The 24,452-nt window shown below is 72.7% G+C and carries 21 protein-coding genes; 10 read left to right on the plus strand and 11 right to left on the minus strand.

From position 1 onward, the window contains the following. Positions 1-135 precede the first annotated feature (135 nt). Entirely contained in the window at positions 136-324 is a 189-nt protein-coding gene (locus tag ACFYZE_RS31470) for a hypothetical protein (RefSeq protein ID WP_389001527.1), read from the plus strand. Positions 325-444: 120 nt separating this feature from the next. On the opposite strand, the gene ACFYZE_RS31475 is transcribed toward ACFYZE_RS31470, so the two are convergent. Both ACFYZE_RS31475 and ACFYZE_RS31480 read right to left on the minus strand, forming a co-directional pair. Further along, complete coding sequence (locus ACFYZE_RS31475) at positions 445-2,091, minus strand: DNA repair helicase XPB (RefSeq protein ID WP_389001530.1); 1,647 nt, start codon at positions 2,089-2,091, stop codon at positions 445-447. A gap of 90 nt (positions 2,092-2,181) precedes the next feature. Continuing rightward, complete coding sequence (locus tag ACFYZE_RS31480; protein WP_389001533.1) at positions 2,182-4,791, minus strand: helicase-associated domain-containing protein; 2,610 nt, start codon at positions 4,789-4,791, stop codon at positions 2,182-2,184. 487 nt (positions 4,792-5,278) lie between these two features. Between ACFYZE_RS31480 and ACFYZE_RS31485 the strand changes: the two genes are divergently transcribed. Beyond that, a complete protein-coding gene (locus ACFYZE_RS31485; protein WP_389001536.1) occupies positions 5,279-6,274 on the plus strand; it encodes a hypothetical protein in 996 nt (331 codons plus the stop codon). A 97-nt stretch (positions 6,275-6,371) separates the two neighbouring features. On the opposite strand, the gene ACFYZE_RS31490 is transcribed toward ACFYZE_RS31485, so the two are convergent. Next, positions 6,372-6,770: a hypothetical protein gene (locus ACFYZE_RS31490; protein ID WP_389001539.1), complete on the minus strand. Its 399-nt coding sequence runs from the start codon at positions 6,768-6,770 to the stop codon at positions 6,372-6,374. 151 nt (positions 6,771-6,921) lie between these two features. Here ACFYZE_RS31490 and ACFYZE_RS31495 point away from each other — a divergent pair, with 151 nt between their 5' ends. Then, the gene (locus ACFYZE_RS31495) at positions 6,922-7,539 is read left to right on the plus strand and encodes an HAD family hydrolase (protein ID WP_389001542.1); all 618 of its coding nucleotides are present in this window, start codon (positions 6,922-6,924) and stop codon (positions 7,537-7,539) included. An 8-nt stretch (positions 7,540-7,547) separates the two neighbouring features. Here ACFYZE_RS31495 and ACFYZE_RS31500 read toward each other — a convergent pair whose 3' ends face one another. Then, positions 7,548-7,808: a hypothetical protein gene (locus tag ACFYZE_RS31500; protein WP_389001545.1), complete on the minus strand. Its 261-nt coding sequence runs from the start codon at positions 7,806-7,808 to the stop codon at positions 7,548-7,550. Positions 7,809-7,983: 175 nt separating this feature from the next. On the opposite strand from ACFYZE_RS31500, the gene ACFYZE_RS31505 reads away from it, so the two are divergent. Beyond that, entirely contained in the window at positions 7,984-8,367 is a 384-nt protein-coding gene (locus ACFYZE_RS31505; protein WP_103845154.1) for a cold-shock protein, read from the plus strand. A 25-nt stretch (positions 8,368-8,392) separates the two neighbouring features. Here ACFYZE_RS31505 and ACFYZE_RS31510 read toward each other — a convergent pair whose 3' ends face one another. From ACFYZE_RS31510 to ACFYZE_RS31525, 4 genes are all read right to left on the minus strand, one after another. After that, positions 8,393-9,247, minus strand: a complete 855-nt coding sequence (locus tag ACFYZE_RS31510) for a 1,4-dihydroxy-6-naphthoate synthase (protein WP_389001548.1) — start codon at positions 9,245-9,247, stop codon at positions 8,393-8,395. Next, positions 9,244-9,987, minus strand: a complete 744-nt coding sequence (locus ACFYZE_RS31515; protein WP_389001551.1) for a futalosine hydrolase — start codon at positions 9,985-9,987, stop codon at positions 9,244-9,246. The genes ACFYZE_RS31510 and ACFYZE_RS31515 overlap by 4 nt, the downstream gene beginning before the upstream one ends. Then, the gene (locus ACFYZE_RS31520) at positions 9,957-10,409 is read right to left on the minus strand and encodes a DUF2771 domain-containing protein (protein ID WP_389001651.1); all 453 of its coding nucleotides are present in this window, start codon (positions 10,407-10,409) and stop codon (positions 9,957-9,959) included. The genes ACFYZE_RS31515 and ACFYZE_RS31520 overlap by 31 nt, the downstream gene beginning before the upstream one ends. An 80-nt stretch (positions 10,410-10,489) precedes the next feature. Further along, positions 10,490-11,923: an MFS transporter gene (locus tag ACFYZE_RS31525; RefSeq protein WP_389001554.1), complete on the minus strand. Its 1,434-nt coding sequence runs from the start codon at positions 11,921-11,923 to the stop codon at positions 10,490-10,492. A 377-nt stretch (positions 11,924-12,300) separates the two neighbouring features. Here ACFYZE_RS31525 and ACFYZE_RS31530 point away from each other — a divergent pair, with 377 nt between their 5' ends. Together ACFYZE_RS31530 and ACFYZE_RS31535 are read left to right on the plus strand one after the other, a co-directional pair. Beyond that, complete coding sequence (locus tag ACFYZE_RS31530; protein WP_389001557.1) at positions 12,301-13,221, plus strand: DUF3027 domain-containing protein; 921 nt, start codon at positions 12,301-12,303, stop codon at positions 13,219-13,221. 217 nt (positions 13,222-13,438) lie between these two features. Continuing rightward, complete coding sequence (locus tag ACFYZE_RS31535) at positions 13,439-16,555, plus strand: sacsin N-terminal ATP-binding-like domain-containing protein (RefSeq protein ID WP_389001560.1); 3,117 nt, start codon at positions 13,439-13,441, stop codon at positions 16,553-16,555. A gap of 34 nt (positions 16,556-16,589) precedes the next feature. On the opposite strand, the gene ACFYZE_RS31540 is transcribed toward ACFYZE_RS31535, so the two are convergent. Together ACFYZE_RS31540 and ACFYZE_RS31545 are read right to left on the minus strand one after the other, a co-directional pair. After that, positions 16,590-18,983 (minus strand): HAD-IC family P-type ATPase, encoded by a 2,394-nt coding sequence (locus ACFYZE_RS31540; protein ID WP_389001563.1) that lies wholly within the window; start codon positions 18,981-18,983, stop codon positions 16,590-16,592. Between the two features lie 107 nt (positions 18,984-19,090). Beyond that, positions 19,091-19,360, minus strand: coding sequence for a DUF2530 domain-containing protein (locus ACFYZE_RS31545; protein ID WP_389001566.1), 270 nt, complete (start codon positions 19,358-19,360; stop codon positions 19,091-19,093). 301 nt (positions 19,361-19,661) lie between these two features. Between ACFYZE_RS31545 and ACFYZE_RS31550 the strand changes: the two genes are divergently transcribed. Next, positions 19,662-21,113 carry an NCS2 family permease gene (locus ACFYZE_RS31550; RefSeq protein WP_389001569.1) on the plus strand — a complete coding sequence of 484 codons (1,452 nt, stop codon included), beginning with the start codon at positions 19,662-19,664 and terminating at the stop codon, positions 21,111-21,113. 32 nt (positions 21,114-21,145) lie between these two features. On the opposite strand, the gene ACFYZE_RS31555 is transcribed toward ACFYZE_RS31550, so the two are convergent. After that, complete coding sequence (locus tag ACFYZE_RS31555; protein WP_389001572.1) at positions 21,146-21,328, minus strand: ribbon-helix-helix protein, CopG family; 183 nt, start codon at positions 21,326-21,328, stop codon at positions 21,146-21,148. A gap of 195 nt (positions 21,329-21,523) precedes the next feature. Between ACFYZE_RS31555 and ACFYZE_RS31560 the strand changes: the two genes are divergently transcribed. The 3 genes from ACFYZE_RS31560 (at position 21,524) to thpR (ending at position 24,317) form a co-directional block, all read left to right on the plus strand. After that, a complete protein-coding gene (locus ACFYZE_RS31560; RefSeq protein WP_389001575.1) occupies positions 21,524-21,961 on the plus strand; it encodes a MarR family winged helix-turn-helix transcriptional regulator in 438 nt (145 codons plus the stop codon). Between the two features lie 433 nt (positions 21,962-22,394). Further along, positions 22,395-23,657 carry an MFS transporter gene (locus tag ACFYZE_RS31565; protein WP_389001653.1) on the plus strand — a complete coding sequence of 421 codons (1,263 nt, stop codon included), beginning with the start codon at positions 22,395-22,397 and terminating at the stop codon, positions 23,655-23,657. Between the two features lie 90 nt (positions 23,658-23,747). Continuing rightward, positions 23,748-24,317 (plus strand): RNA 2',3'-cyclic phosphodiesterase, encoded by a 570-nt coding sequence (gene thpR, locus ACFYZE_RS31570; protein WP_389001578.1) that lies wholly within the window; start codon positions 23,748-23,750, stop codon positions 24,315-24,317. Positions 24,318-24,452: the final 135 nt, after the last annotated feature.

The following is a 24,452-nucleotide window of genomic DNA, read 5'->3' on the forward strand; positions in this document are numbered from 1 at the left end:
GTACGGCCCGAGTGCCCTAGGAGCCGGTGTCCCTCCCGGGTACTACGCGGGGGCGACTCCAGGGGGAGGCGAGGGCCGTGCAGGTTACGTCCCTGGTCCGACGCCATTCGGGTTGTGCGGTTCCACCATGGAGACATGAGCGCAGCAACCTTCACCCCCTCCCGGCACGGCCCGCCGTCCGGCGCGACGGCCCTCGACGGCGACCACCACCGTCACCGCCTCGCCGACGCCCTGCGCGCCGTCAAGGTGTTCCTGGGCGCCGCGGTGGACGTGGTCCTCTTCGGCGAGTACGGCGAGGAGGCGGGCATCCGCCGCCGCCCCTAGTCACCCGGCCGCCCCTGGTCGCGCAGGCGCCCCTGGTCGCCCGGCCGCCCCTGGTCGCCCGGCCGCCCCTGGTCGCGCAGGTGCCCCGGGTCGCCCGGTCGCCCCTGGTCGCCCGGCCTCTCAGCTCTCTGCGGCCAGGATCTCGTCCGCGTCCACGATCCGGTACGCGTAGCCCTGTTCCGCCAGGAAGCGCTGGCGGTGGGCCGCGAAGTCCTGGTCGATCGTGTCCCGGGCGACGACCGAGTAGAAGTGGGCCTGGTGGCCGTCGGCCTTGGGGCGCAGCACCCGCCCCAGCCGCTGAGCCTCCTCCTGCCGTGACCCGAACGTCCCCGACACCTGGATGGCGACCGTCGCCTCCGGCAGGTCGATGGAGAAGTTCGCGACCTTGGAGACGACGAGCACGCTGATCTCGCCCTGGCGGAAGGCGTCGAAGAGCTTCTCGCGCTGCACGTTGGACGTCTCGCCCTTGATGACCGGCGCGCGCAGATGCTCACCCAGCTCGTCCAACTGGTCGATGTACTGCCCGATGACGAGGATCTGCTGCCCGGCGAAGCGTCTGACCAGCGCCTCTGTCACTTTCCGCTTGGTGTCGGTGGTCGCGCAGTACCGGTACTTCTCCTCGGTCTCGGCGGTGGCGTAGGCGAGCCGCTCGGAGTCGGTGAGGTTCACCCGCACCTCCACGCAGTCCGCGGGCGCGATGTATCCCTGGGCCTCGATCTCCTTCCACGGCGCGTCGAACCTCTTGGGCCCGATCAGGGAGAACACGTCCGACTCGCGCCCGTCCTCCCGCACCAGCGTCGCCGTCAGCCCGAGCCGCCGCCGCGCCTGCAGGTCCGCCGTGAACTTGAAGACGGGCGCGGGCAGCAGGTGCACCTCGTCGTAGACGATGAGCCCCCAGTCGCGGGAGTCGAACAGTTCCAGGTGCGGGTAGATGCCCTTCCGCTTGGTGGTGAGGACCTGGTAGGTGGCGATGGTGACCGGCCGGATCTCCTTTCTGGTCCCCGAGTACTCGCCGATCTCGTCCTCGGTGAGCGTGGTCCGCTTCACCAGTTCGTGCTTCCACTGGCGGGCGGAGACGGTGTTGGTGACGAGGATCAGTGTGGTGGCCTTGGCCTGCGCCATGGACCCGGCGCCGACCAGGGTCTTCCCGGCGCCACAGGGCAGCACGACGACCCCGCTGCCGCCGTGCCAGAAGTTCTCCACGGCCTGCTTCTGGTAGGCCCGCAGGGCCCACCCGTCCTCGCGCAGTTCGATGGGGTGCGCCTCGCCGTCCACGTAGCCCGCGAGGTCCTCGGCGGGCCAGCCCAGCTTCAGCAGCACCTGCTTGATCTGCCCGCGCTCGGAGGGGTGCACGGCGACGGTGTCCTCGTCGATCCGGGCCCCGACCAGCGGAGCGATCCGCTTGGAGCGCAGCACCTCCTCCAGGACGGGCCGGTCGGTGGTGCTCAGGACCAGCCCGTGGGCCGGGTGCTTGGTGAGGGTCAGCCGCCCGTACCGGTCCATGGTGTCGGCGATGTCGACGAGCAGCGCGTGCGGCACGGGATACCGGCTGTACTGCACGAGCGCGTCAACGACCTGCTCGGCGTCGTGACCCGCCGCGCGCGCGTTCCACAGGCCGAGCGGGGTCACGCGGTAGGTGTGGATGTGCTCGGGCGCCCGTTCCAGTTCGGCGAACGGCGCGATGGCCCGACGGCAGTCGTCGGCCTGCTCGTGCTCGACTTCGAGGAGCAGGGTCTTGTCGGACTGGACGATCAGCGGACCATTCACGCGCGCACCCTTTCGCTACGGCCATACGCTGTGGCCAAACGTCCAGTGTGCCTCATGCAGGGACGATCACGGCCGGCCCCACCGGAAGGATCACTGCTGGTCGTCCGCGAGTTCCGCGACCCCCGTGACCCGGTGCAGCGGATAGGTGCGGACCTCGTCCGCCGTGTGGTCGTACGCCGTCACGAAGCCGCCCTCGACGCGGATCGGAGCGATGACGCGCTGGCTGGCGGCGCCCTCGGCGTTGACGTAGCCGATCCACAGGGACTCGCCGGTGAGCACGGCGGCCTGCATGGTGGCCAGGGTCTCGGCGGAGGTGGTGCGCGGCAGGTCGCCTCCTGTGGCGGGAGCGCCGGCGGGTTTGCGGGGGGCCGTGGACGCCAGGTCGCCGGCGCGGATGGCGCGCAGGGCGGCCGTGAGGAGAGTGGTGTCCGGGGTCGGCGGGCCGTCCGGGACCGGCTCGGGCGGGGTGCGCGGCGGGGTGCGGTGGGCGTGGGCCCGGGCGATCAGGACGTCGCCCTCGGCGGACTCGGCGGCCGGGGCGAGCCCCATGGCGCGCAGCCCCTCCAGCAGGGCCGCCGGGTCGGTCTGCGCGGCCAGGACGGTGGGGGCCAGGCGGCGCAGGCGCAGGGCGGCCGAACGCTTGTCGGCGAGGATCTCGTTGAGCAGGGCGTCGTCGTCGCAGCGCACATACGCCGAGGCCGCGCCGACGCGCAGGTGGCCGTGTTTCCGCGCGACGTCGTCGATCAGATAGGCCAGCGGCTGCGGGACCGGTGTGCGGGAGTGGGCGGCGAGGAAGGCGTGCAGGTCGGACGCGGTGCGACCGGCGTCCAGGGCGCGGCGGACGGAGGCGGGCGTGAAGCGGTAGACGGTCGCGCCGCCCTTCGACTCCACCTCCGCGAGCACGTCGAGCACGTCGGCCAGCGGGCGCTGCAGCGGGCCGGGGGCCACCGCCGTGAGGTCCGCCTGCAGCAGGACGTGGTCCAGCGGTTCGGGCAGCAGCGGGGCGAGCAGGCGGGCGGCGCGGGAGGCGGCCGCGGCCTGCTCGGCGGGGGTGAGCGGCGCGCGGGGCGCGGCGGCCCGGTGGTGCTGCCGGTGGACGGGGAGCTTGTCGCCGGGGCCGGTCGCGGCGGGCTCGACGGCCGGCGCGTGACCGGAGGGCTCCCCGATCAGGGCGCGGCCGTGGGCGGACAGGGCACCGCGGCCGGTGACGCCGAGGAGTTCCGCTTCGGCGAGGGACCACTGGGCGAGGCGGGTGCGCAGGTCGTCGGCGGGGGGCTGGGTGGCGGCGGGCTGGACGGTCGCGGGCTGGGTGCCGCGCGGGGGCCGCTCCCAGCGCAGCCGGGCCAGGATCGACTCCGGGGTGGCCGAGGCGCCTTCCGGCAGCCCGGCGAGCAGAGTCAGGACCCGGTGGCGGACCTCGGGCGCGGCCGAGCGGTCCAGACCGGGGCCGAGCGCGGACAGAGTACGGTCCTTGGCGTCCCGCCCGCCGACCAGACCGGGGGTGCGGGTGGCGGCCAGCCAGGCGGTGGCGAGCCGGGTCCACCGCTCGGCGGCGGGGCGTTCCAGCCACTCGTCGTAGGCCGGGGTGGCCGCGTACCGCTCGTCGGCCTCGCCGTCCGAGGCCAGCAGGCCCGCCGCGTAGGCGAGTTCCACCCAGAAGGCGGCGACGGGTTCCGACACGTCGAGGGCGACGGCCGTCCGCTTCAGATCCCGCACGCTGAGCCCGCCGGCCCGCAGCACGGCCGGCCCGCCCTCGTCCCAGTCCTTCAGCAGCTCCTCGACGGTGGCGAGCGCCGTGTACGCCTGACCGGCCGCGGTGGCGTCCACAACCTGTGGACGGTGGGTGGCGGCGGGCTCCACGGCGGGGGGCAGCGGCTCGGGGTGGCGGTGCGCCCGCCCGGACCTCAGATGCAGGGCGACTTCGCGGGGGAGTACGACGGTGCCGGGCGCCGTGGGCAGCAGCAGACCGCGGTCGAGGAGCCAGCGCAGACGTGGGGCGGGGTCCGGGGTGACCTGCCCGTACGGCGGTCCCCACACCAGCCGGTGGAGCACCTCGAGGGACTCGGCGGGGGCCGTGGCGAGGAGCGCGGCCATGCGGGCGCGGTCGCTGAAGAGGCCGGTGAGCGAGGAGACGGCGGACACGGCGTCGTGGGTCGTCGGCAGCCCGGCGACGGTGAGGATCTCCTGGATCCGCCCCGGGGACATGCCGGCGGTGGCCTCGGCGACGGTGGGCCCGAGGCCGGTGGGGGAGGGGTGCTGTGGGGTGGGGGCGAGCAGCTCACGGGCGGTGCGGACGAGGTGGAGCCGGTCGTCGGTGCCCCACACGAGGGCCTGCTCGCGCAGGGTGGCGAGGGCGTGGGGGACGGCCTCTGCGACCACGGGATCGGCCTCGGCGCCGCCGTCACCGGTCATCAGCTGGAGGAGTTCTTCGTACGACGCCGGGTCCGCTGCCACGGCGAGTGCCTCGGCCGTCTGCTGGGCGAACCGGTCGAGGCGCTCCAGCGCGCGGACGACGCTCGCGCGGGTGGCGGCGCGGGTGGCGAGCTGGGTGAGGTCCGTGGGGACCGGGGTGATGAGGTCCGGGCGAGCGCGGAGGAGGGCGGCCAGGGAGGCGTCGTCCCGGGTGCGCAGGGATTCGGCCAGCGAACGGGGCGCACCGGTGCCGGTGGCTTCCTTGCGTGAGCGCTCCTCGGTCGTCATCCGGTCAACGGTAGCGGGTGGGACGGGACCGACGCGTGCCCCACCGCGCCAACCACCGAGAGGCCTGGGGCGAAGCCCCCAGAAGGGCGCGGGGAACTGCGCGCTCAGCCACGTACGGCCCGCAGTCGGGCACTCGCCGAAGCCGCCCTATTCCTCGGGCCGAAGGCCGACCGGGGTCCTGGGGGCGGAGCCCCCTGAAGGGGCGCGGGGAACTGCGCGCTCAGCCACGTACGGCCCGCAGTCGGGCACTCGCCGAAGCCGCCCCATTCCTCGGGCCGAAGGCCGACCGGGGTCCTGGGGGCGGAGCCCCCTGAAGGGGCGCGGGGAACTGCGCGCTCAGCCACGTACGCCCCGCAGTCGGGCACTCGCCGAAGCCGCCCCATTCCTCGGGCCGAAGGCCGACCGGGGTCCTGGGGGCGGAGCCCCCAGAGCACGGTTCCCCCCGGTACGGTACGGGGAAGATGCGGCGCCACCCCGGAGGGGCTTCGTGGGGATTGAGAGCGATCAGCTCGTCTTCGACTATCTGAGCCGGGTCGGAGACGTGGCCCAGCAGCGCCAGTTGCCGTCGGCCGCGCGCATGCGCCTCGTGTCCGAGTTGCGGAACGAGATCGACCGGCGGCGGGCGAAGGCCGCCGTCGACAGCCCCACGGCCGTCCGCCGGATCCTCGCCCGGCTCGGCACCCCCGACGAGGTCGTCGCCGCCGCGTCCGCCGACGCCCCCGCAGGCGCCACCGACAGCCGCCCCGCCTCCGTCCCCCTCCAGCGGGCGAACGACACGGACGACCGCCCCAAGGGCCTGCGCCGGGTCGTACCCCGGCCCCGCCAGGCCGATCCGCCGCCCGCCGACACCTCCCGGAACGCCCCTTCCCCGCCCCACCTGGCCGGTGCCCACGAGCTCGGCGACAGCGCCGTCCGCCCCGACTGGTGGCGGGTCGACGGCGGGCCGGGCGGTGGTTTCGAGGCCGGTGACGGCGTCCCGGGGTTCGTCGGCGGAGTGGAGATCCCCGAGCTGCTGAAGCCGCCGCCGCGCGACCCGCCGAAGCCCGAGACCGAGCGGAAGCAACCGGAGCCGGTACCGACCGTCGAGGCCGCCCCCGCCGTCGAGGAGACCGCAGCCGCCCCTGCCCGCCGTGCGCCGCGCCTGACGGGGTGGCGCAATCCGCTGCTGCTCCTCGCCGCCGGTCTCCTCGTCGCCGGCGCCGTGCTCGGCAACTGGATCGCCCTCGGCCTCGGCTGGCTCATCGCCTGGGCCTCCCGTCGGTTGAGCCCCACGGAGTCCAAGTGGGCGGTCATGGGCATGCCCGGCCTGGTCGCGGCCGCCGGCATCGTCTGGCTGTGGGGCCGCACGGAAGGCCGCTGGGGCACCCCCATCCCGGAGGGCCACATGAACGACGCGATCTCCCAGACCTGGCCCTGGGTGGTCCGCGGCGCCGCCGTCGCCTCGGCCCTGTTCCTGGTCTGGCGCTCACAGCGCCGCCGGTGACACCGCAAAGGCCCCGGCTCACGTCGGAGCCGGGGCCGTTTCCGTACTCATCACTGCACGATTGCTCGGTCGCGATCACTTAGTTTTCTGTTACTCCTCACTCCTCCGTGGTGGTCTCCGCGCTCCCGCTCTCCTCGGCCGTGGTGGTTTCGGGTGCTTCAGTCCCGGTGTCCTCGGCCGTGGCGGTTTCGGGTGCTTCAGCCCCGCTCTCCTCGGCCGTGGCGCTTTCGGGTGCTTCAGTCCCGGTGTCCTCCGCCGCGGTGGTCGCGGGTTCTTCGGTCGCGTTCTCCTCGGTTGCGGGGGCGGCGGGTTCCTCAGCCCCGGCCTCCTCGGTCGCCGTGGTGGCCTCGGGCCCTTCCGTCCCGGTGTCCGCCGCCTCGGCGGTCGGCTCTTCGCCTTCGGCATGGCCGGACCCGGTCGTGGCCGGCGTCTGCTCGGGGGTGGTCTCTGCCTCTGTCCCTTCGGCCGCAGTGGGCTCCTGCTCGGGATCGCTCACGTGCTCACCGCCTTCCCGTGCTGACAAGCGGGAAGAGGCTCAGGTGTCGTCCGTCGGACGAACGTCGTGATACGGAATTCACTACTCATGATGTCACTGATGGGATGATTTGGGCCCTTTGGGCTTGTTCTCCCCTGGGACAATCCCCGATATGACTTCTCGCGCGCTCACCGTCGGCTTCGACCTCGACATGACGCTGATCGACTCCCGGCCCGGAATCCACGCCTGCTACCAGGCACTCTCCGCCCGGACCGGCAGGTACATCGACGCCGACCTGGCCGTCACCCGGCTCGGGCCGCCGCTCGCGGAGGAGCTCGTGAACTGGTTCCCGGCGGAGGAGATCGACGCCGTGGCCGACCTCTACCGCGAGATGTACCCCACCATCGCCATCGCCGCGACGCCCGCCCTGCCCGGCGCCCGGGAGGCGATCGACGCCGTACGGGCGGCCGGCGGGCGCGCGATCGTCGTCACCGCCAAGTACGAGCCCAACGCCAAGCTGCACCTGGAGCACCTCGGCATCGAACCCGACGCGGTGATCGGCGATCTGTGGGCCGAGCGCAAGGCGGAGGCCCTGCTCGACCACGGCGCGGCGGTCTACGTCGGCGACCACACGGGCGACGTACGCGGCGCCCGTACGGCGGGGGCCCACTCCGTCGCCGTCGCCACAGGCCCCTGCGACGCCGACGAGCTGCGGGCCGCGGGCGCGGACGTCGTCCTCGCCGACCTCACCGAGTTCCCGGCCTGGCTCGCGACGTACCGGGCTCGGTAGCGACCCCGCTACTCCTGGCGCTGCCCCACTCCGCGCGCCTGCCTGCGCCCCTGAGCGATCGACTGGAGCACACCGGCCCCTGCCATCAGGAAGCCCACGCCCATGAGCATGCACAGGCCGTACATGTACGTTGGGAAAGGCTTCGTCCCCAGCAGCAACGGGGCCACGGTGACCAAAGTGGACACGGCTCCGACGAAGAACACGATGGCGCCGGCACGGATCAGCCGGTCGCCGGCCGCGGCGGAATTCGCTTGGGTTTTGTCACGCACTGGACCAGGGTAGTTCCCACCGCGAGGAACCACTCGGCGACGTCTTGTCACCGGCCCCCGGACCATTAGCCTTGGTACCGGCGGGTCCACGCGGCCCGCTGCAGTGCTCTCCAGAGCAGTTTCCCGAAACACTTTGCAGACGCAGTTTCCGACGAGTACGAGGACGAGGACAGACGTGCCTACCGGCAAGGTCAAGTGGTTCAACAGTGAGAAGGGCTTCGGCTTTCTCTCCCGCGACGACGGCGGCGACGTCTTCGTCCATTCCTCGGTTCTCCCCGCCGGAGTGGATTCCCTGAAGCCGGGACAGCGCGTGGAGTTCGGAGTGGTCGCCGGCCAGCGCGGCGACCAGGCGCTGTCCGTCACCCTTCTGGAGCCGACCCCCTCGGTCGCCGCCGCCCAGCGCAAGAAGCCGGACGAACTGGCCTCCATCGTCCAGGACCTGACGACTCTCCTCGAGAACATCACCCCGATGCTGGAGAAGGGCCGCTACCCCGACAAGGCATCCGGCAAGAAGATCGCGGGCCTGCTGCGCGCGGTCGCCGACCAGTTGGACGTCTGACCACGCGCACAGGGCACCGGCCCCGTCAGGGGAAAGCGAGCGCATTCGGGCCGAGGGGCGGTACCAGCCCCTCGGCCGCCGCGCGTGTGAGCAGACCGCGGACCGCCGCGTAGCCGTCCTCGCCCAGGTCGGCCGTGAACTCGTTGACGTACAGGCCGATGTGCTGGTCCGCCACCGCCGGGTCCATCTCCTGCGCGTGCTCCATGACGTACGGGCGTGAGACCTCGGGGTCGTCCCAGGCCGCCCGCACGGACGTGCGGATCGAGTCGGCGAGCAGCTTCAGCGCGTCCGCGCCCAGCGACCGCTTGGCGATGATCGCGCCCAGCGGGATCGGCAGGCCGGTGGTGTCCTCCCAGTGCTCGCCCATGTCCGCCAGCTTGTGCAGCCCGTAGTTCTGGTACGTGAACCGCGCCTCGTGGATGACCAGCCCCGCGTCGACCTTCCCGTCCCGCACGGCCGGCATGATCTCGTGGAACGGCATGACCACGATCTCCCCGACGCCGCCGGGGACCGTGTCCGCCGCCCAGAGCCGGAACAGCAGGTACGCCGTCGACTTCTCGCTCGGCACCGCGACCGTCCGGCCGGTCAGGTCGACGTCCGGCTCCCGGGTGAGCACCAGCGGCCCGCAGCCCCGCCCCAGCGCGCCCCCGCAGGGCAGCAGGGCGTACTCGTCCAGGACGTACGGCAGCACGGCGTACGACACCTTCAGCACGTCCAGCTCGCCGCGCTCGGCCATCCCGTTGGTGATGTCGATGTCGGCGAACCTCACGTCGAGCGCGGGGGCGCCGGGCACGCGGTCGTGGGCGAGGGCGTCGAAGACGAACGTGTCGTTCGGGCAGGGGGAGTAGGCGATCTTCAGGGGCTCGGCGGATGCGGTCATGCTGACTCCCAACTCTCCAATACGGGCGCTAGCTTCCCGAAGCCCTCCGTGAGGGCCGTGAGCGCGTCACCGATGCGCCAGGCGGCGCGGTCGCGCGGGCCGACCGGGTTGGAGACGGCCCGGACCTCCACGACGGGCGTGCCGTGCGAGGCGGCCGCCTCCGCGACCCCGAACCCCTCCATCGCCTCCGCGAGCGCCCGAGGATGCCGGGCCCGCAGCTCGGCGGCGCGGGCGGCGCTGCCGGTCACGGTGGAGACGGTGAGCACGGTCCCGGCGCGCGCCCCGGTGGCGGCGACGAGATCTCGTACGAGTGATTCCGGCGGTCGATGACTGACGGTCCCGAAGCCGAGTTCGGTGACCGGCAGGAAGCCGTCCGCGGTCTCGGCCCCGAGGTCGGCGGCCACGATGGCGTCGGCGACCACCAGCGAGCCGACGGGCGCGCCGGGCGCGAAGCCGCCCGCGATGCCGGCGGAGACGACCAGGTCGTAGGGGGAGCCCTCGAGGGCGGCGGCGGTGAGCGCGGTGGCGGTGGAGGCGGCGGCGAGGGCGGGGCCCACCCCGGCTGCGAGCAGGTCGTAGGCGCCGGTGCGGTGCAGGGTCGCCCCGGGAAGCCGTACCTCGGTAGCCGGGGATGCGAAGGCCCTGGCCACCGCGTCCCGTTCCACGGGGACCGCGGTGGCCACCAGGACCCGCGCTGGGGAGGACGTGATCAGGAAGCCTTCTCGAGCTTGAAGGACCACAACCCCGTCACCTTGCTCTCGCCCTCCTTGATGGAGACGAGCGTGGAGTTGCCGCTCGCCCCGTACTGGGCGTTGAAGAACACGCTGCCCGGGATCGTGCGGTAGGTCTTGGTGCTGGACTCGGTCAGCGGCTGGCCGTTCATCAGGATCGTCCAGCCCTTGTCCGCGATGGTCGGGTCGACGCCGAAGCGGACCGTCTCGTCGGGGTCGACCTTGATCGACTCGATGTCCTTCGACTTCAGGCACTTCGCCAGGTCGGTGGGGGGGACTTCCTTGCCGTCGTTGTAGCAGTCGGTCTGGGAGCTCACCGAGTTCGTGCCGACCGTGACGGTCGCCAGCGGCGAAGGCTTCTCACAGGCGGACAGCAGGAGCAGTCCGGCGGAAACGGCGCCGAAGGCGGCTACGGCGCGACGGGAACGCAGTGCGGTCATGGCCGAAGGCTATCGGGCACGGCCGGAGCGCCCCCCACGCGGGGTGGACGACGTGCCGCCCGCTCCCGCGATCAGGCCCCGCGCACCCGCGCCGGGGTCGTGCCCTCGCGCCGTGCCGAGGTCAGCAGCGCCCGTACCGTCGGCAGCCAGCCCGCCGCGACGATCGCCGCGCCGACCGAGAGCCCCAGCACCCCGTTGAGGGGGAGCACGATCCCGATCGCCCCGCCCAGTACCCAGGCCATCTGCAACAACGTCTCCGAACGCGCGAACGCCGACGTACGCACCAGCTCCGGCACGTCCCGCTGGATCAGCGCGTCCAGGGCCAGCTTGGCGAGCGCCTGCGCGAACCCGGCGACCGCCGCCAGACACGCCACCAGGAACGCGCCGAAGAACACGGCCGCGGTGATCGCCGCGCCCAGCACGATCGCCACCACCGTCACGATGATCACTTCCGGTGCGCGCGACCTCAGCCAGGCGCCGACGGCCGTACCCAGCGCGTTGCCCGCGCCCGCCGCCACGCCCACGATGCCCAGCGACACCGCCGCGCTCTCCCCGGTGAGCGGGTGCTCGCGCAGCAGGAAGGCGAGGAAGAAGATCAGGAAGCCGGACAGACAGCGCAGCGCGGCGTTGGCGGCCAGGGCGTTGATGACGGCGGGGCCCACGGTGCGCAGCCCTGGCCGGCGTGAGGCCGCCTTGCGTGCCGGGCCGTGCAGATGGTCCTCGTCCGAGGCGAGCAGCGCGCGGTCCTCCCCCTTCGCCGAGTCGACCTTCGGCGGCAGCGAGAACGACAGGAACGTCCCCGCGACGAACAGGACGAAGGCGCCGTAAAGCGGCCAGCCCGGACCGATGGCGTGCAGTGCGGCCCCGACCGGGGCGGCCAGCCCGGTGGCGAGCAGGCCGCCGAGAGTGACCCGGGAGTTGGCCTTCACCAGGGAGATGCGGGGCGGCAGCAGCCGGGGCACCACGGCGCTGCGGACGACGCCGTACGCCTTCGACGCGACGAGGACGCCGAGCGCCGCCGGGTACAGCTCCAGGCTTCCGCTCGCCACCGCCCCGGAGATGATCAGCGCGAGCAGGGCGCGGGCGAGCATCGCGCCCGCCATCGCGGCCCGCCGGCCGTGCGGCAGGCGGTCGAGGAGGGGACCGATCACGGGGGCGAGCACCGTGAACGGCGCCATCGTGATGGCGAGATAGAGCGCGACGCGTCCGCGGGCCTCGTCGGTCGGCACGGAGAAGAACACGGTGGAGGCGAGGGCGACGGTGACCATGACGTCGCCGGCGCCGTTCACGGCGTGCAGTTCGATCAGCTTGCCGAGGCCGGACTCGCCCGCGCCGTGCGCGTGCGTGGCCTTCCGGATACCGCGGGCGACACCCGTGAACGGACGGCGCACGGCACGGCCGACCGTGCGGACGGACCCGCCGAACCGGCCCGAACCGCCATCCCGGCTGCGCCCCCCGACCCCACCGGCCCCGGTGGTTCCCTGGGACGACCTCGCGGCTGCCACCCCGTCATAGTGCCCCGAGAAGCGCGGGTGTAGTGCCGTTACCGCACGTACGGGATCGACGGGTGTCGTGCCGGCGGCGGGACGCGCCCGCCCGAGGAGGCCGCGCCGACATGTCCGGAACGGCATGCGGAGGGCCGGGCTCCGGGAAAGCGCGGCGACTCGGTGTGGGCCGCGGGGCCCGGAGAGGGTAGCGTGCGTAGCGCGCCGTGGCGATTGTTCTCGGCCGCGCGCCTGAAATCCATCCCGCAGAATGGATGGTGTGGGTGCGCCCGAGCGCGATCGGGCGCGGACGTCGACGCGGCCCCCAGGTCCGCTCCGTCCGCACCCAGCCGAGAAAGGGCGCACCCGTGAGACGGCGTAGGAGAGAAGCGATACCTGTGAGCGCGACAACGCGAAGCCGCACCCCCGACCGCCTGTGCGCCGAGGCGATCGATCTCGCCCGCACCGCCGCCGAGGAGGCCGCCGCGCCCGGCGTCGTCGGCGAGCACACCGGGATGGTCTCCGAGGGTGACCGTGTTGTCACGCACTTCTTCGAGTGCAAGGAACTGGGGTACCGGGGCTGGCGCTGGGCGGTGACGGTCGCGCGGGCCTCGCGCGCGAAGATCGTCACGGTGGACGAGACGGTCCTGGTGCCCGGCCCCGACGCACTGCTCGCGCCGGAGTGGGTGCCGTGGAGCGAGCGGCTGCGCCCCGGCGACCTGGGTCCGGGCGACCTGCTGCCGACGGACGCCGAGGACCCGCGCCTGGAGCCCGGGTTCATCGGAGAGGAGGAGGCGCCGCCGAACTCCGCGGTCTCCGGCGAGATGGCCGAGCTGGTCGAGGCGGAGGACGCGGAGGTGACCGGCGGGGCCCCGGCGAACCTGCCGATCGCCCCGTCGCGCGGTTCGATCTCCGCGGTGGCGGAGGAGCTGGGCATGCGCCGCGCCCGGGTCCTGTCCCGCTACGGACTGCACGTGGCCGCCGACCGCTGGGAGGAGGCGTTCGGCGCCAAGACGCCGATGGCACAGGCGGCTCCTGCCTCCTGTGTCTCCTGCGGCTTCCTGGTCCCGATCGGCGGCTCGCTCGGACAGGCCTTCGGGGTGTGCGCCAACGAGTTCTCCCCGGCGGACGGCCGCGTGGTCTCCCTGTCGTACGGCTGCGGCGGCCACTCGGAGGCGGCGGTCATGCCGAAGACGCCGCGCCCGGCTCCGCCGGTGGTCGACGAGACGAAGGTCGAACCGTTTCCGCTGCGGCCCTCGCCGGAGGGGTCGGTGCCGGCGGTGGCGGACGAGTCGTCGGCGGAGCTCGGGCACTCGTAGGGCGCGTTCGCAGCCTGGTCGAGCACCTGAGCCTGTCTGGGGTCCCCTGCTCGAAGAGCTTGGGGGAGTTCGAGGACGAGGCCCTTCAGGCCGACACGGGGGCCCGGGGCGGAGCCCCCGCAACGGTCACCCTGGCAGACGGCGCCTTCCCAGAGCGAAGGGCGGGCCTCCCGCACGGTACCTTCATCCAGCGAAGCGACCCGGTGGAGGATGAAGCGTGAGCAAGTTCGTGCGACCGGCAGCCGAAGGGGACCCGTTCGGCACGGCCCGCCTGCGCCGCGGCGTGCTGGACGCCTGGGCGACCAGCCCGGCCCGGTTCCGCGAGGACGCCAACGCCGAGGAGGACCTCGTCCTCGGCGGCTACCGCGACCGCCTCGTCGTGGAGCTCGCACAGAACGCCGCCGACGCCGCGGCCCGGGCGGGGGTGCCCGGCCGGCTCCGGCTGACCCTCCGCGAGGGTGTGCTCGTCGCCGCCAACACCGGTGCCCCGCTGGACGCGGCCGGTGTCGAGTCGCTGTCCACCCTGCGGGCGTCCGCCAAGCGCGACGAACGCGAACAGGCCGTCGGCCGCTTCGGCGTCGGCTTCGCGGCCGTCCTCTCCGTCAGCGACGAACCCGCGGTCGTCGGCCGGCACGGCGGAGTGCGCTGGTCCCTGTCCGAGGCCAGGGAGCTCGCCACCGAGACCGCCCGGCACAGCCCCGGCCTCGGCGACGAGATCCGCCGCCGCGACGGGCACGTACCGCTGCTGAGGCTGCCGTTCGCCGCCGAGGGCACCGCCCCGGACCCGTACGACACCGCCGTCATCCTCCCGCTGCGCGACGCGGCGGCCGCCGACCTCGCCGAGCGGCTGCTGGGGGCCGTCGACGACGCGCTGCTGCTCGCCCTGCCCGGCCTCGAAGAAGTCGTCGTCGAGATCCATGACTTCGGCCCCCGCACGCTGATCCGGCGCACCGAGGGCACCTCCACCGTCGTGGAGGACTCACGGGACGGCACCACCCGCTGGCGTACCGTCTCCCAGCACGGCCCCCTCACCCCCGATCTGCTCGCCGACCGTCCGGTCGAGGAGCGGCTGCGCCCCCACTGGTCCGTCACCTGGGCCGTCCCCGCCGAGGCCGACGGCACCCCGGGCCGTCCCCGCACCGCCCCGGTGGTGCACGCGCCGACCCCCAGCGACGAGCCGCTCGGGGTGCCCGCCCTGCTCATCGCGTCGTTCCCGCTGGACACCAGCCGCCGTCACGCCGCGCCCGGCCCGCTGACCGACTTCCTGGTGGAGCGCGCGGCCGACGCCTACGCCGAACTCCTCGCCGCCTGGCGCCCGGTGACCTCCGGCATCCTCGACCTGGTGCCTGGGCCGCTGGGCAAGGGCGAGCTGGACGGAGCGCTGCGCGGGGCCATCCTGGAGCGTTTGCCGCGCACCGCTTTCCTGCCGCCCGCGAACGAGCCCGGCGACGACGACGAACTGCCCGAGGCGCTGCGCCCCCGGGACGCCGAGGTCGTCGAGGGCGCCGGAGCCGGGACCGTACGGGTCCTCGCGGAGGTGCTGCCCTGCCTGCTGCCCGCCGGCCTCGAACGCCGGGTGGAACTGCGGACGCTGGGCGTGGCCCGGGTGCCGCTGACCGAGGCGATCGACCGGCTCGCGGGGCTGGAGAAGGCGCCGGAGTGGTGGTGGCGGCTGTACGACAGCCTGGCCGGGGTCGACCCGGACCGGCTGTCCGGGCTGCCGGTGCCGCTGGCCGACGGGCGCACGACCATCGGGCCCCGGCAGGTCCTCCTGCCGACGTTCGACGGGCCGCCGGTGGCTCCCGAGGCGCTGGCCCGGCTGGGACTGAAGGTCGCCCACGCGGACGGCGCCCACCCGCTGCTGGAGAAGCTCGGCGCGCTCCCGGCCACCCCGCGGGCCATCCTCACCACCCCGCAGGTGCGGGCCGCCGTCGCCGCCTCCCTCGATGACGAGGGTGTGGGCTGGGAGGAGGACGGCCTGGACGCCGAGGAACTGGCGGACACCGTGCTCGCCCTCGTCCGCGAGGCGGGCCTCGACCCCGGTGACGAGCCGTGGCTCGGCGCGCTCGCGCTGCCCGACGAGGACGGCGAACTCGCGCCCGCCGGGGAACTCGTGCTGCCCGGCAGCCCCTTCGCGAGCGTCATGCGCGAGGGCGAACTGGCCTTCGTGGACGCCGACCTGGCCGAACGCTGGGGTCAGCAGCCGCTGGCCGCCTGTGGCGTGCTCGCCGGCTTCGCCCTCGTCCGCGCCACCGACGTCGTCCTCGACCCGGACGAACTGGAGCCCCGCGACTCCGACTTCGCCGAACCCGACGACGTGGGGCTGCTCGACGCGGTCGACGTGTGGTGCGAGGACGTCCTCGACCGGCTGCCCGACACACCGGTGCCGCCGGTGGCGACCGAGGTCGTCGCGGTACGGGACCTGGACCTGGTCGACGACGACCGGTGGCCGCAGGCCCTCGCCCTGCTCTCGCAGCCCCCGCTCAGGGACGCGCTCACCCAGCCGGTGCGGGTGCTGCTGCCGGACGGCACCCACGAGGTCGTACGCCCCTACACGGCCTGGTGGCTGCGCGGCCACCCGGTGCTGGACGGCCGCCGCCCGGCCGGTCTGCGCGCGGCGGGCGGCGACCCGCTGCTCGCCGGCCTGTACGAGGAGGCGGACGCCACCGGCTTCGACGACGAGCAGGTGCTGCGCGCCCTCGGCGTACGGACGTCGGTCGCCGCCCTCCTCGACGAGCCCGGCGGCGCGGCGGAACTCCTCGACCGGCTCGCCGACCCGGACCGCCCCGTCACGGCCGCCCAACTGCACGCGCTGTACGGAGCGTTGGCCGAGCTGGACCCGCAGCAGGTGACCCTGCCGGAGGAGCTGCGGGCGGTGGTCGACGGGCGGGTGACCGTGGTGGACGCCGCCGACGCTGTGGTCGTCGACTCGCCCGATCTGCTGCCTTTCACCGAGGGCGTCCCCCTGCTGCCGGTCCGCCCGGCCCGGGCCGCCGACCTGGCCGAGCTGTTCCAGGTGCGGCGGCTGAGCGAGTCGGTGACGGGCGAGGTGACCTCCGAGGGCGTCGAGCACGACGTACCGGACTCGGTGCGGGTCCTGCTCGGACCGCGGACACCCGAGACGTACGTGGAGCACGAGGAACTCGTCGTCGACGGGGTCGAGCTGGACTGGCGCCTGACAGCCGGCGGCGTCCTGCACGCGGCCACCCTGGAGGGCGTCGCGGCCGGCCTGGCCTGGGCGGCGGGCCAGTGGCCGCGCCGCTTCGAGGTGGCGGCGCTGCTGGAGGACCCGTCCCGCACCGAGGAACTGGCGCGGGACCGCTGGTTCGACTAGGGCATGGACAGAGGCATCACGTTCGACTGAGGCATCACGCGGGGAACCGGCGGTCGACCCACTTCCAGAGCAGCTCCAGGGCGGCCGCCGAAACCGCCGCGACACCCACCGCGACCCACGGGATCGTCTCCCCGACCAGCCTGAGGGCGAAGAAGTGCTGCAGCCACGGCACGGCCAGCACGCACACGAACGCCACGCCCATCGCGGCCACCAGACCGATCCGCCACCAGGTGTAGGGGCGGGCGACGATGGCCAGCACCCACATGGAGATCAGGAACAGCGTGAGGGTCGCGGCGCTGGTCTCCGCCTCCAGGGAGCCGGGGCCGCTGTAGTGGTGGCGGGCGATCAGGTAGGTGACGAACGTGGCGACCGCCGCGACCGCCCCGCCCGGGATCGAGTACCGCATCACCCGCCGGACGAAGTGGGGTCTTGCCCGCTCCTTGTTGGGCGCGAGGGCCAGGAAGAACGCCGGGACGCCGATCGTCAGCGTCGACAGCAGGGTCAGGTGCCTGGGCAGGAACGGGTACTCCACCTGCGAGCACACCACCAGCACCGCCAGCAGCACCGAGTACACCGTCTTCACCAGGAACAGGGTCGCGACCCGCGTGATGTTCCCGATGACGCGCCGTCCCTCGCCGACCACCGACGGCAGCGTCGCGAAGCTGTTGTCGAGCAGCACGATCTGCGCCACCGCCCGGGTCGCCTCGGAGCCGGAGCCCATCGACACCCCGATGTCCGCGTCCTTGAGCGCCAGCACGTCGTTCACGCCGTCGCCTGTCATCGCCACCGTGTGCCCGCGCGACTGGAGCGCGCCCACCATGTCCCGCTTCTGCCGCGGGGTGACCCGGCCGAAGACGGTGCCCTTGTCCAGGGACTTCCCCATCTCGTCCTGGTTCTGCGGCAGGTGCCGGGCGTCCAGCACCTCGCCGCGGATGCCGAGTTTTCCGGCCACCGCGCCCACCGACACCGCGTTGTCGCCGGAGATGACCTTGGCGTGGACGTTCTGGTCGGCGAAGTAGCGCAGGGTGTCGGCGGCGTCCGGGCGCAGCCGCTGCTCCAGGACGACCAGCGCGGTGGGCCGGACGCCTGCCGCGACCCGGGGGTCGTCCAGGGCCCGGGAGGCGCGGGCGAGCAGCAGCACGCGCAGCCCCTGGCCGTTCAGCCGCTCGGTCTCGGTCAGGGCCGGGTCGTCGGGGTCCAGGAGGACGTCGGGTGCGCCCAGCAGCCAGGTACTGGCCTGGCCGTCGCCCTCGCTGAAGGAGGCGCCGCTGTACTTGCGGGCGGAGGAAAAGGGCAGGGCCTGGGTGCAGCGCCACTCCTCGCTGTCCGGGTAGGCGTCGATGATCGCCTGGAGGGAGGCGTTCGGACGCGGGTCCGCCTCGCCGAGGGCGCCGAGGACCTTGCGTATGTAGGTCTCGTCGGCGCCCTGGAGCGGTCGCAGCTCGGTGACGTCCATGCCGCCCTCGGTGAGCGTGCCCGTCTTGTCCAGGCAGACGGTGTCGACGCGGGCGAGCCCCTCGATGGCGGGCAGCTCCTGGACGAGGACCTGCTTGCGGCCGAGGCGTATGACGCCGATCGCGAAGGCCACGGAGGTCAGCAGGACCAGCCCCTCGGGGACCATGGGCACGATGCCGCCGACCGTGCGGGCGACGGAGTCCTTGATCCCGTGCCGGGTCGTCACCAACTGGCTGATGATGAGGCCGACCGCGGTCGGGACCATCATCCAGGTGACGTACTTGAGGATCGTGGAGATGCCGGTGCGCAGCTCGGAGTGCACGAGCGTGAAACGGCTCGCCTCCTCGGCGAGCTGGACGGCGTAGGCCTCCCGGCCGACCTTGGTCGCCTGGAACGCTCCGCCGCCCGCGACCACGAAGCTGCCGGACATCACCGGGTCACCGGGCCGTTTGACGACGGGATCGGCCTCTCCGGTGAGCAGTGACTCGTCGATCTCCAGCCCGTCGGTCTCGACGCAGACGCCGTCGACGACGATCTTGTCCCCCGGCCCGATCTCGATGACGTCGTCCAGCACGATCCCGGACGTGCTGATCTCGGCCGCCGTCCCGTCCCGGCGCACGGTCGGCCGCGCCTCGCCGATCACCGCGAGGGAGTCCAGGGTCTTCTTGGCCCGCCATTCCTGGATGATGCCGATCCCGGTGTTCGCGATGATCACGTATCCGAACAGGCTGTCCTGGAACGGCGCCACGAACAGCATGATCAGCCAGAGCGCACCGATGATCGCGTTGAAGCGGGTGAAGACGTTCGCGCGGACGATCTCGCTCAGGGAGCGGCTGCTGCGCACGGGAACGTCGTTGACGTCACCGCGGGCGACCCGCTCGGCCACTTCCGCGGCGGTCAGGCCGCGCGTCCGCACGGGCATCGGGGCGGGGTGCACGGGATCGAGTTCGGCACCCGCGTCGATGTGCGTCATGCATTCGACGGTACGTGCGGATTTGCGCCTTCACCCGCCGAACGCACCGAAGATCAGACCCGGGAAGGAGGGGCCTCGTGCGGTGGTCGTAGGGGAACGGCCGAGGGCTACTGCTGGGAGAGTCGCCGTCCGGCGTCGGAGGCCCGCTTGATCGCGGCGTCCCGCCTGCGTACGTACCAGATGCCCACGCAGCCCAGTCCCGCCCCCGCCAGGCACGTCCACAGCCACCATGTGTGCCCGTGGTCGGCGAACCAGCCGTAGAACGGCAGCTGGACCAGGAACATCAGGAACCAGAGGATCGTGCCGCCGGTGATGACGGGCACCACGGGGCCCTCGAGGGGCTCCGGCGCCTCATGCCTGGGGGTCCACTTCGCCATGCGCACAGCTTACGAGGGGCCGAAACCGCACCGACTGCGGCCCGGGCGCGGCCGTGGGGGCGACCCGGGGGCGGCCAGGGCACGAGCCCGGGTGCTTGGGGCCCTTACACACCAAGGGTCTACGCGCGGAGATAGCGATCAGCGCCTTATATGTTCATACTGAAACGGTTCGAGTCTGGCCACTTACGTTCGTATGAAGCACCAACAGCAGCGAGGGGGAACCTGTTGGTGACAGGCGACGGCGAGACTCGATCACGTTTGTCAGCGATCCCCGTGATCCCCGTGCACATTGAGGTCCCGCATGCCCATCTCGGCCCCCGCCAAGGCCTCCGCCCCGCAGCAGCCGGGCACCCGGCCGCCGTCCGGCGCCCTCGACCGCTACTTCAAGATCTCCGAGCGGGGCAGCACGCTGTCCCGTGAGATCCGCGGCGGTTTCGCCACCTTCTTCGCGATGGCGTACATCATCGTGCTGAACCCGATCATCCTCGGCAGCGCGAAGGACATGTACGGGCACCAGCTGGACCACGGCCAGCTCGTCACCGCGACGGCCGTGACCGCGGCCTTCACCACACTGCTCATGGGCGTGATCGGCAACGTCCCGATCGCCCTCGCCGCCGGCCTCGGGGTGAACACGGTCGTCGCTCTCCAGCTCGCCCCGCGCATGTCGTGGCCGGACGCGATGGGCATGGTCGTCCTCGCCGGTTTCGTGGTCATGCTCCTCGTCGCCACCGGTCTGCGCGAGCGCGTGATGAGCGCCGTGCCGCTCGGCCTGCGCAAGGGCATCGCGATCGGCATCGGCCTGTTCATCATGCTGATCGGTCTCGTGGACTCCGGCTTCGTCACCCGTATCCCCGACGTCGCCCAGACCACGGTCCCGCTCCAGCTCGGCATGAACGGTCACCTGAACGGCTGGCCGGTGCTGGTCTTCGTCCTCGGCGCGCTGCTCACCTTCGCGCTGATCGTCCGCAAGGTGCCGGGCGCGATCCTGATCTCGATCGTCGCGATGACGGTCCTCGCGGTGGTCCTCAACGCCGTCGCCAAGATCCCCAGCTGGGGCCTGACCGTCCCGAAGTGGCCCGGCAACCCGGTCGCCAGCCCCGACTTCGGCCTGATCGGCAAGGTCAGCCTGTTCGGAGGCTTCGGCAAGGTCGGCGTGCTGACCGGCATCCTGTTCGTCTTCACGGTCCTGCTGTCGTGCTTCTTCGACGCGATGGGCACGATCATGGGCATCAGCGACGAGGCCAAGCTGACCGACGCCGAGGGCAACATGCCCGGCATCAACAAGGTCCTCTTCGTCGACGGCATCGCCGTCGCGGCGGGCGGCGCCAGCTCCTCCTCGGCCACCACCTGCTTCGTGGAGTCCACGGCCGGTGTCGGCGAGGGCGCGCGCACGGGCTTCGCGAACGTCGTCACCGGCCTGCTCTTCGCGGTGGCGCTCTTCCTCACCCCGGTCGCCACGATGGTCCCGTCCCAGGCGGCCACCCCGGCCCTGGTCGCGGTGGGCTTCCTGATCCTGTCCAACTCGATCAAGGAGATCGACTGGGCGGACCACACGATCGCCATCCCCGCCTTCGTGACCATGCTGATGATGCCGTTCACGTACTCGATCACGAACGGCATCGGCATGGGCTTCATCACCTTCGCCCTGCTGCGCCTGGCCGCGGGCCGCGGGCGCGAGGTCCCGGCGGCGATGTACGTGGTGGCGGCGGTCTTCGCCTTCTACTACCTGATGCCGGCGCTTGGTCTGACCTGAGCCGCCGGATCGGCCCCGGGGTCCGGTGACGGTCAGGTGACCCCGTAGAACCGTTCCGTCTCCTCGACGGCGGCCTCGAACCGCTGGTCGAAGTCATCCCGAATGAGCGTCCGGACGACATAGTCCTGGACGCTCATTCCTCTTCTGGCGGCGTGGTGCCGGAGCCGCTCGAGCAGTTCCCCGTCCATCCGCAGGCTGAGCACGCTGGTCCCCATGGCTAAGAGGGTTGCCGGACCCGGGCGCGCGACGCGTCACGTTCCGCCACGGGATCACTCGTTCGAGTGATGTGGGCGGTTCGGCGGCTTCTTGGCCGGGGCTCGGGAGTGCGGCTCCGGAAGTGGTCGGAGTCACCCTTATGGGCGTACGTCCCGGGTGGTCTTTAGGGAAAGTAATGAGTTATCCTAAAGAGCATGCCTGACCTGACCCATGGCGACGACGCCGCCGCCGTGAACGCTCTCCGCTCCGCCGTGATGCGCCTGTCGCGCCGACTCAAGCACCAGCGGGTCGACGAGTCGCTGAGCCCGACCGAGATGTCGGTGCTCGGCACCCTGGCCCGCTGCGGCTCCGCGACCCCGGGCGAGCTCGCCCGCAAGGAGCACGTCCAGCCGCCTTCCATGACCCGCATCGTGGCGCTGCTGGAGAGCAAGGGTCTGGTCGCCCTGGAGCCCCACCCCGAGGACCGGCGCCAGAAGGTGGTCACCCAGACCGAGCGTGCCGAGGTGATGCTCGAGGAGAGCCGCCGCAAGAGGAACGCGTTCCTGGCCGGACTCATCGAGGGCCTGGACGAGGACGAGTGGGCGGCACTGCGCGCCGCGGCCCCCGTCCTCGAGAAGCTCGCACACCTGTGACCGGGGCGCATCCGGGGTACCGCGGCGCCCCGAGCCGGGGTGCCGCGGCCACGGGTGCGTGCCCGTGCCGGACGCCCACCGTGACCGACGCGGCCTCCACCCGCGTACGTACGAAGCCGTCATCGCAAGGAGGCGAATCCCTTTGAGTTCGGGAACCGGAGCAGCTTCCGCCCCCGCACCAGCCACCCACGACTCCCCGCCCGCCCCCGAGACCGCACAACCGGCACAGCCCCCCACCGCCGCCGAGAGCCCCGAGCCCGCCGAGCGGATCGAGACGGTCGAACGCACCGAGACCGTCGTACGGACCGGCCTCGTCGCTCGGACCGAGCCCGTCGCTCGGACCGAGCCCGTCGCGCCGACCAAGCCCGTTCTGCCGGCCGAGTCCGCCGAGCACCCCCGGACCGCCGTCCCGGCCGAGCCCCGCAGGTCATCGATGTTCAGTTCGCTGCGCATCCGTAACTACCGGCTCTTCTTCCTCGGCCAGGTCGTCTCCAACACCGGCACCTGGATGCAGCGCATCGCTCAGGACTGGCTGGTGCTCAGCCTGACCGGCTCCTCCACCGCCGTCGGTGTCACCACGGCGCTGCAGTTCCTGCCGATGCTGCTGTTCGGCCTGTACGGGGGCGTACTCGTCGACCGCCTGCCCAAGCGCCCGACGCTGCTCGTCACGCAGTCGGCGATGGGGGCCACCGGCCTCGTCCTCGCCTTCCTGACCCTGACCGGGCACGTCCAGGTCTGGCACGTGTACGTGGCCGCCTTCGCCGTCGGACTCGCCACGGTCGTCGACAACCCGGCCCGGCAGTCCTTCGTCTCCGAGATGGTCGGCCCGAAGCAGTTGCAGAACGCGGTCAGCCTGAACTCGGCGAACTTCCAGTCCGCCCGTCTGGTCGGTCCCGCCGTAGCCGGTGTCCTGATCACCGGCGTGGGCACGGGCTGGGCCTTCCTGCTCAACGGCCTGTCCTTCGTCGCGCCCATCGCCGGCCTGCTGCTGATGCGCGCCCGTGAGCTGCACGCCGTGGAGCGCGCGCCGCGCGGCAAGGGCCAGCTGCGCGAGGGCCTGCGCTATGTCGCCGGGCATCCCGATCTGATCTGGCCGATCGTGCTGGTCGGGTTCATCGGCACCTTCGGCTTCAACTTCCCCGTGTGGCTTTCGGCCTACGCGGACGACGTCTTCCACGCGGGCGCCGGCGCCTACAGCCTCTTCAACACCCTGATGGCGATCGGCTCGCTGACCGGCGCACTGCTCGCCGCCCGCCGCGGCACGGCCCGGCTGCGGGTGCTGATCGCGGCGGCGGCCCTCTTCGGCACGCTGGAGATCGTGGCGGCCGGGGCGCCGTCCCTGTGGCTGTTCTCGCTGCTGATGGTGCCGATAGGGATCTTCGGCCTCACGGTGAACGTCACGGCGAACACGGCCGTCCAGATGGGCACGGACCCGGCGATGCGCGGCCGCGTCATGGCCCTGTTCATGATGGTCTTCATGGGCGGTACGCCGCTCGGTGCGCCCGTGGTCGGCTGGATCACGGACGCGTACGGCGCCCGGGTCGGGTTCGCCCTGGGCGGCCTGATCTCGGCCCTGGCCGCCGTGACCATCGGCCTGATCCTGGTCCGGACGAGCGGCCTGCGCCCGGAGGTGGGCTGGCACCGGGGGCACCCGCGGGTGCGGTTCGTGCCGCGCGAGGAGCCGGTGCCGGCCTGAGGGGTTCGGGGCGCCCGGGGCGGGGGGCGCCCCCCTGCGCGCCTGGTGGCCGGTGTGGCCGGGGAATCCGATCCCTGCGAAGGTGAGGTCATGAGACTCTTCGCCGCGGTGCTGCCGCCTCCGGACGCCCTCCGGGAAGTGGCCTCGGCGGTACGCGAGTTGGAGGGGCTTCCGGGGGCGCGCTCACTGCGCTGGACGGAACGGCCGGCCTGGCACTTCACGCTGGCCTTCTACGGCGAGGTGGCCGAGGACGTCGTACCGGAGCTGTCCGAGCGGCTGGCACGGGCGGCCCGGCGCACCGAGCCGTTCCCGCTGTCCGTGTCCGGGGGCGGGCGCTTCGGGGACCGGGCACTGTGGATGGGCGCCTCCGGGGACGTACGGGCGCTCCGGCTGCTCGCCGACCGTGTGGAGTCCGCGGCGCGCAAGGCGGGCCTGGAGATGGGGGAGCACCGCCCCTACCGCCCGCATCTGACCCTGGCCCGCAGCCGGGGCACGGCGGACTTCCGGCCGTATGTGGCGGCACTGCGCGAGTTCGCGGGCCGCGAGTGGACGGTCGCCGACCTGACCCTCGTGCGCAGCCGCCTGCCGAGGTCGGGCATGCCGGGGGAGCAGCCGCGCTACGAGACGGTGGAGCGGTGGGGGCTCGGCGCAGAGGAGTGACGAGGTCCGGTTACGCTCGATACGTGGACCCGAAGACCCGTAACCGGATCATGGCCGGTGTGCTCGTGCTGATGTTCGCGGTGGTTGCGCTGACGGCGGCGGTCGGGAAGTAGATCCGGAGGTCCCGCGCGGAAC

The sequence above is a fragment of the Streptomyces sp. NPDC001796 genome, assembly GCF_042892355.1.
In the GTDB taxonomy this organism is placed as follows: Bacteria; Actinomycetota; Actinomycetes; order Streptomycetales; family Streptomycetaceae; genus Streptomyces.

What these genes read in the sequence shown, in the direction of transcription:
- ACFYZE_RS31470 (WP_389001527.1), top strand. Translation starts at nt 136, where the DNA reads ATGAGCGCAGCAACCTTCACCCCCTCCCGGCACGGCCCGCCGTCCGGC.
- ACFYZE_RS31480 (WP_389001533.1), bottom strand. Translation starts at nt 4,791, where the DNA reads ATGACGACCGAGGAGCGCTCACGCAAGGAAGCCACCGGCACCGGTGCG.
- ACFYZE_RS31495 (WP_389001542.1), top strand. Translation starts at nt 6,922, where the DNA reads ATGACTTCTCGCGCGCTCACCGTCGGCTTCGACCTCGACATGACGCTG.
- ACFYZE_RS31510 (WP_389001548.1), bottom strand. Translation starts at nt 9,247, where the DNA reads ATGACCGCATCCGCCGAGCCCCTGAAGATCGCCTACTCCCCCTGCCCG.
- ACFYZE_RS31540 (WP_389001563.1), bottom strand. Translation starts at nt 18,983, where the DNA reads ATGACGCACATCGACGCGGGTGCCGAACTCGATCCCGTGCACCCCGCC.
- ACFYZE_RS31545 (WP_389001566.1), bottom strand. Translation starts at nt 19,360, where the DNA reads ATGGCGAAGTGGACCCCCAGGCATGAGGCGCCGGAGCCCCTCGAGGGC.
- ACFYZE_RS31550 (WP_389001569.1), top strand. Translation starts at nt 19,662, where the DNA reads ATGCCCATCTCGGCCCCCGCCAAGGCCTCCGCCCCGCAGCAGCCGGGC.
- ACFYZE_RS31555 (WP_389001572.1), bottom strand. Translation starts at nt 21,328, where the DNA reads ATGGGGACCAGCGTGCTCAGCCTGCGGATGGACGGGGAACTGCTCGAG.
- ACFYZE_RS31560 (WP_389001575.1), top strand. Translation starts at nt 21,524, where the DNA reads ATGCCTGACCTGACCCATGGCGACGACGCCGCCGCCGTGAACGCTCTC.
- ACFYZE_RS31565 (WP_389001653.1), top strand. Translation starts at nt 22,395, where the DNA reads ATGTTCAGTTCGCTGCGCATCCGTAACTACCGGCTCTTCTTCCTCGGC.
- thpR (WP_389001578.1), top strand. Translation starts at nt 23,748, where the DNA reads ATGAGACTCTTCGCCGCGGTGCTGCCGCCTCCGGACGCCCTCCGGGAA.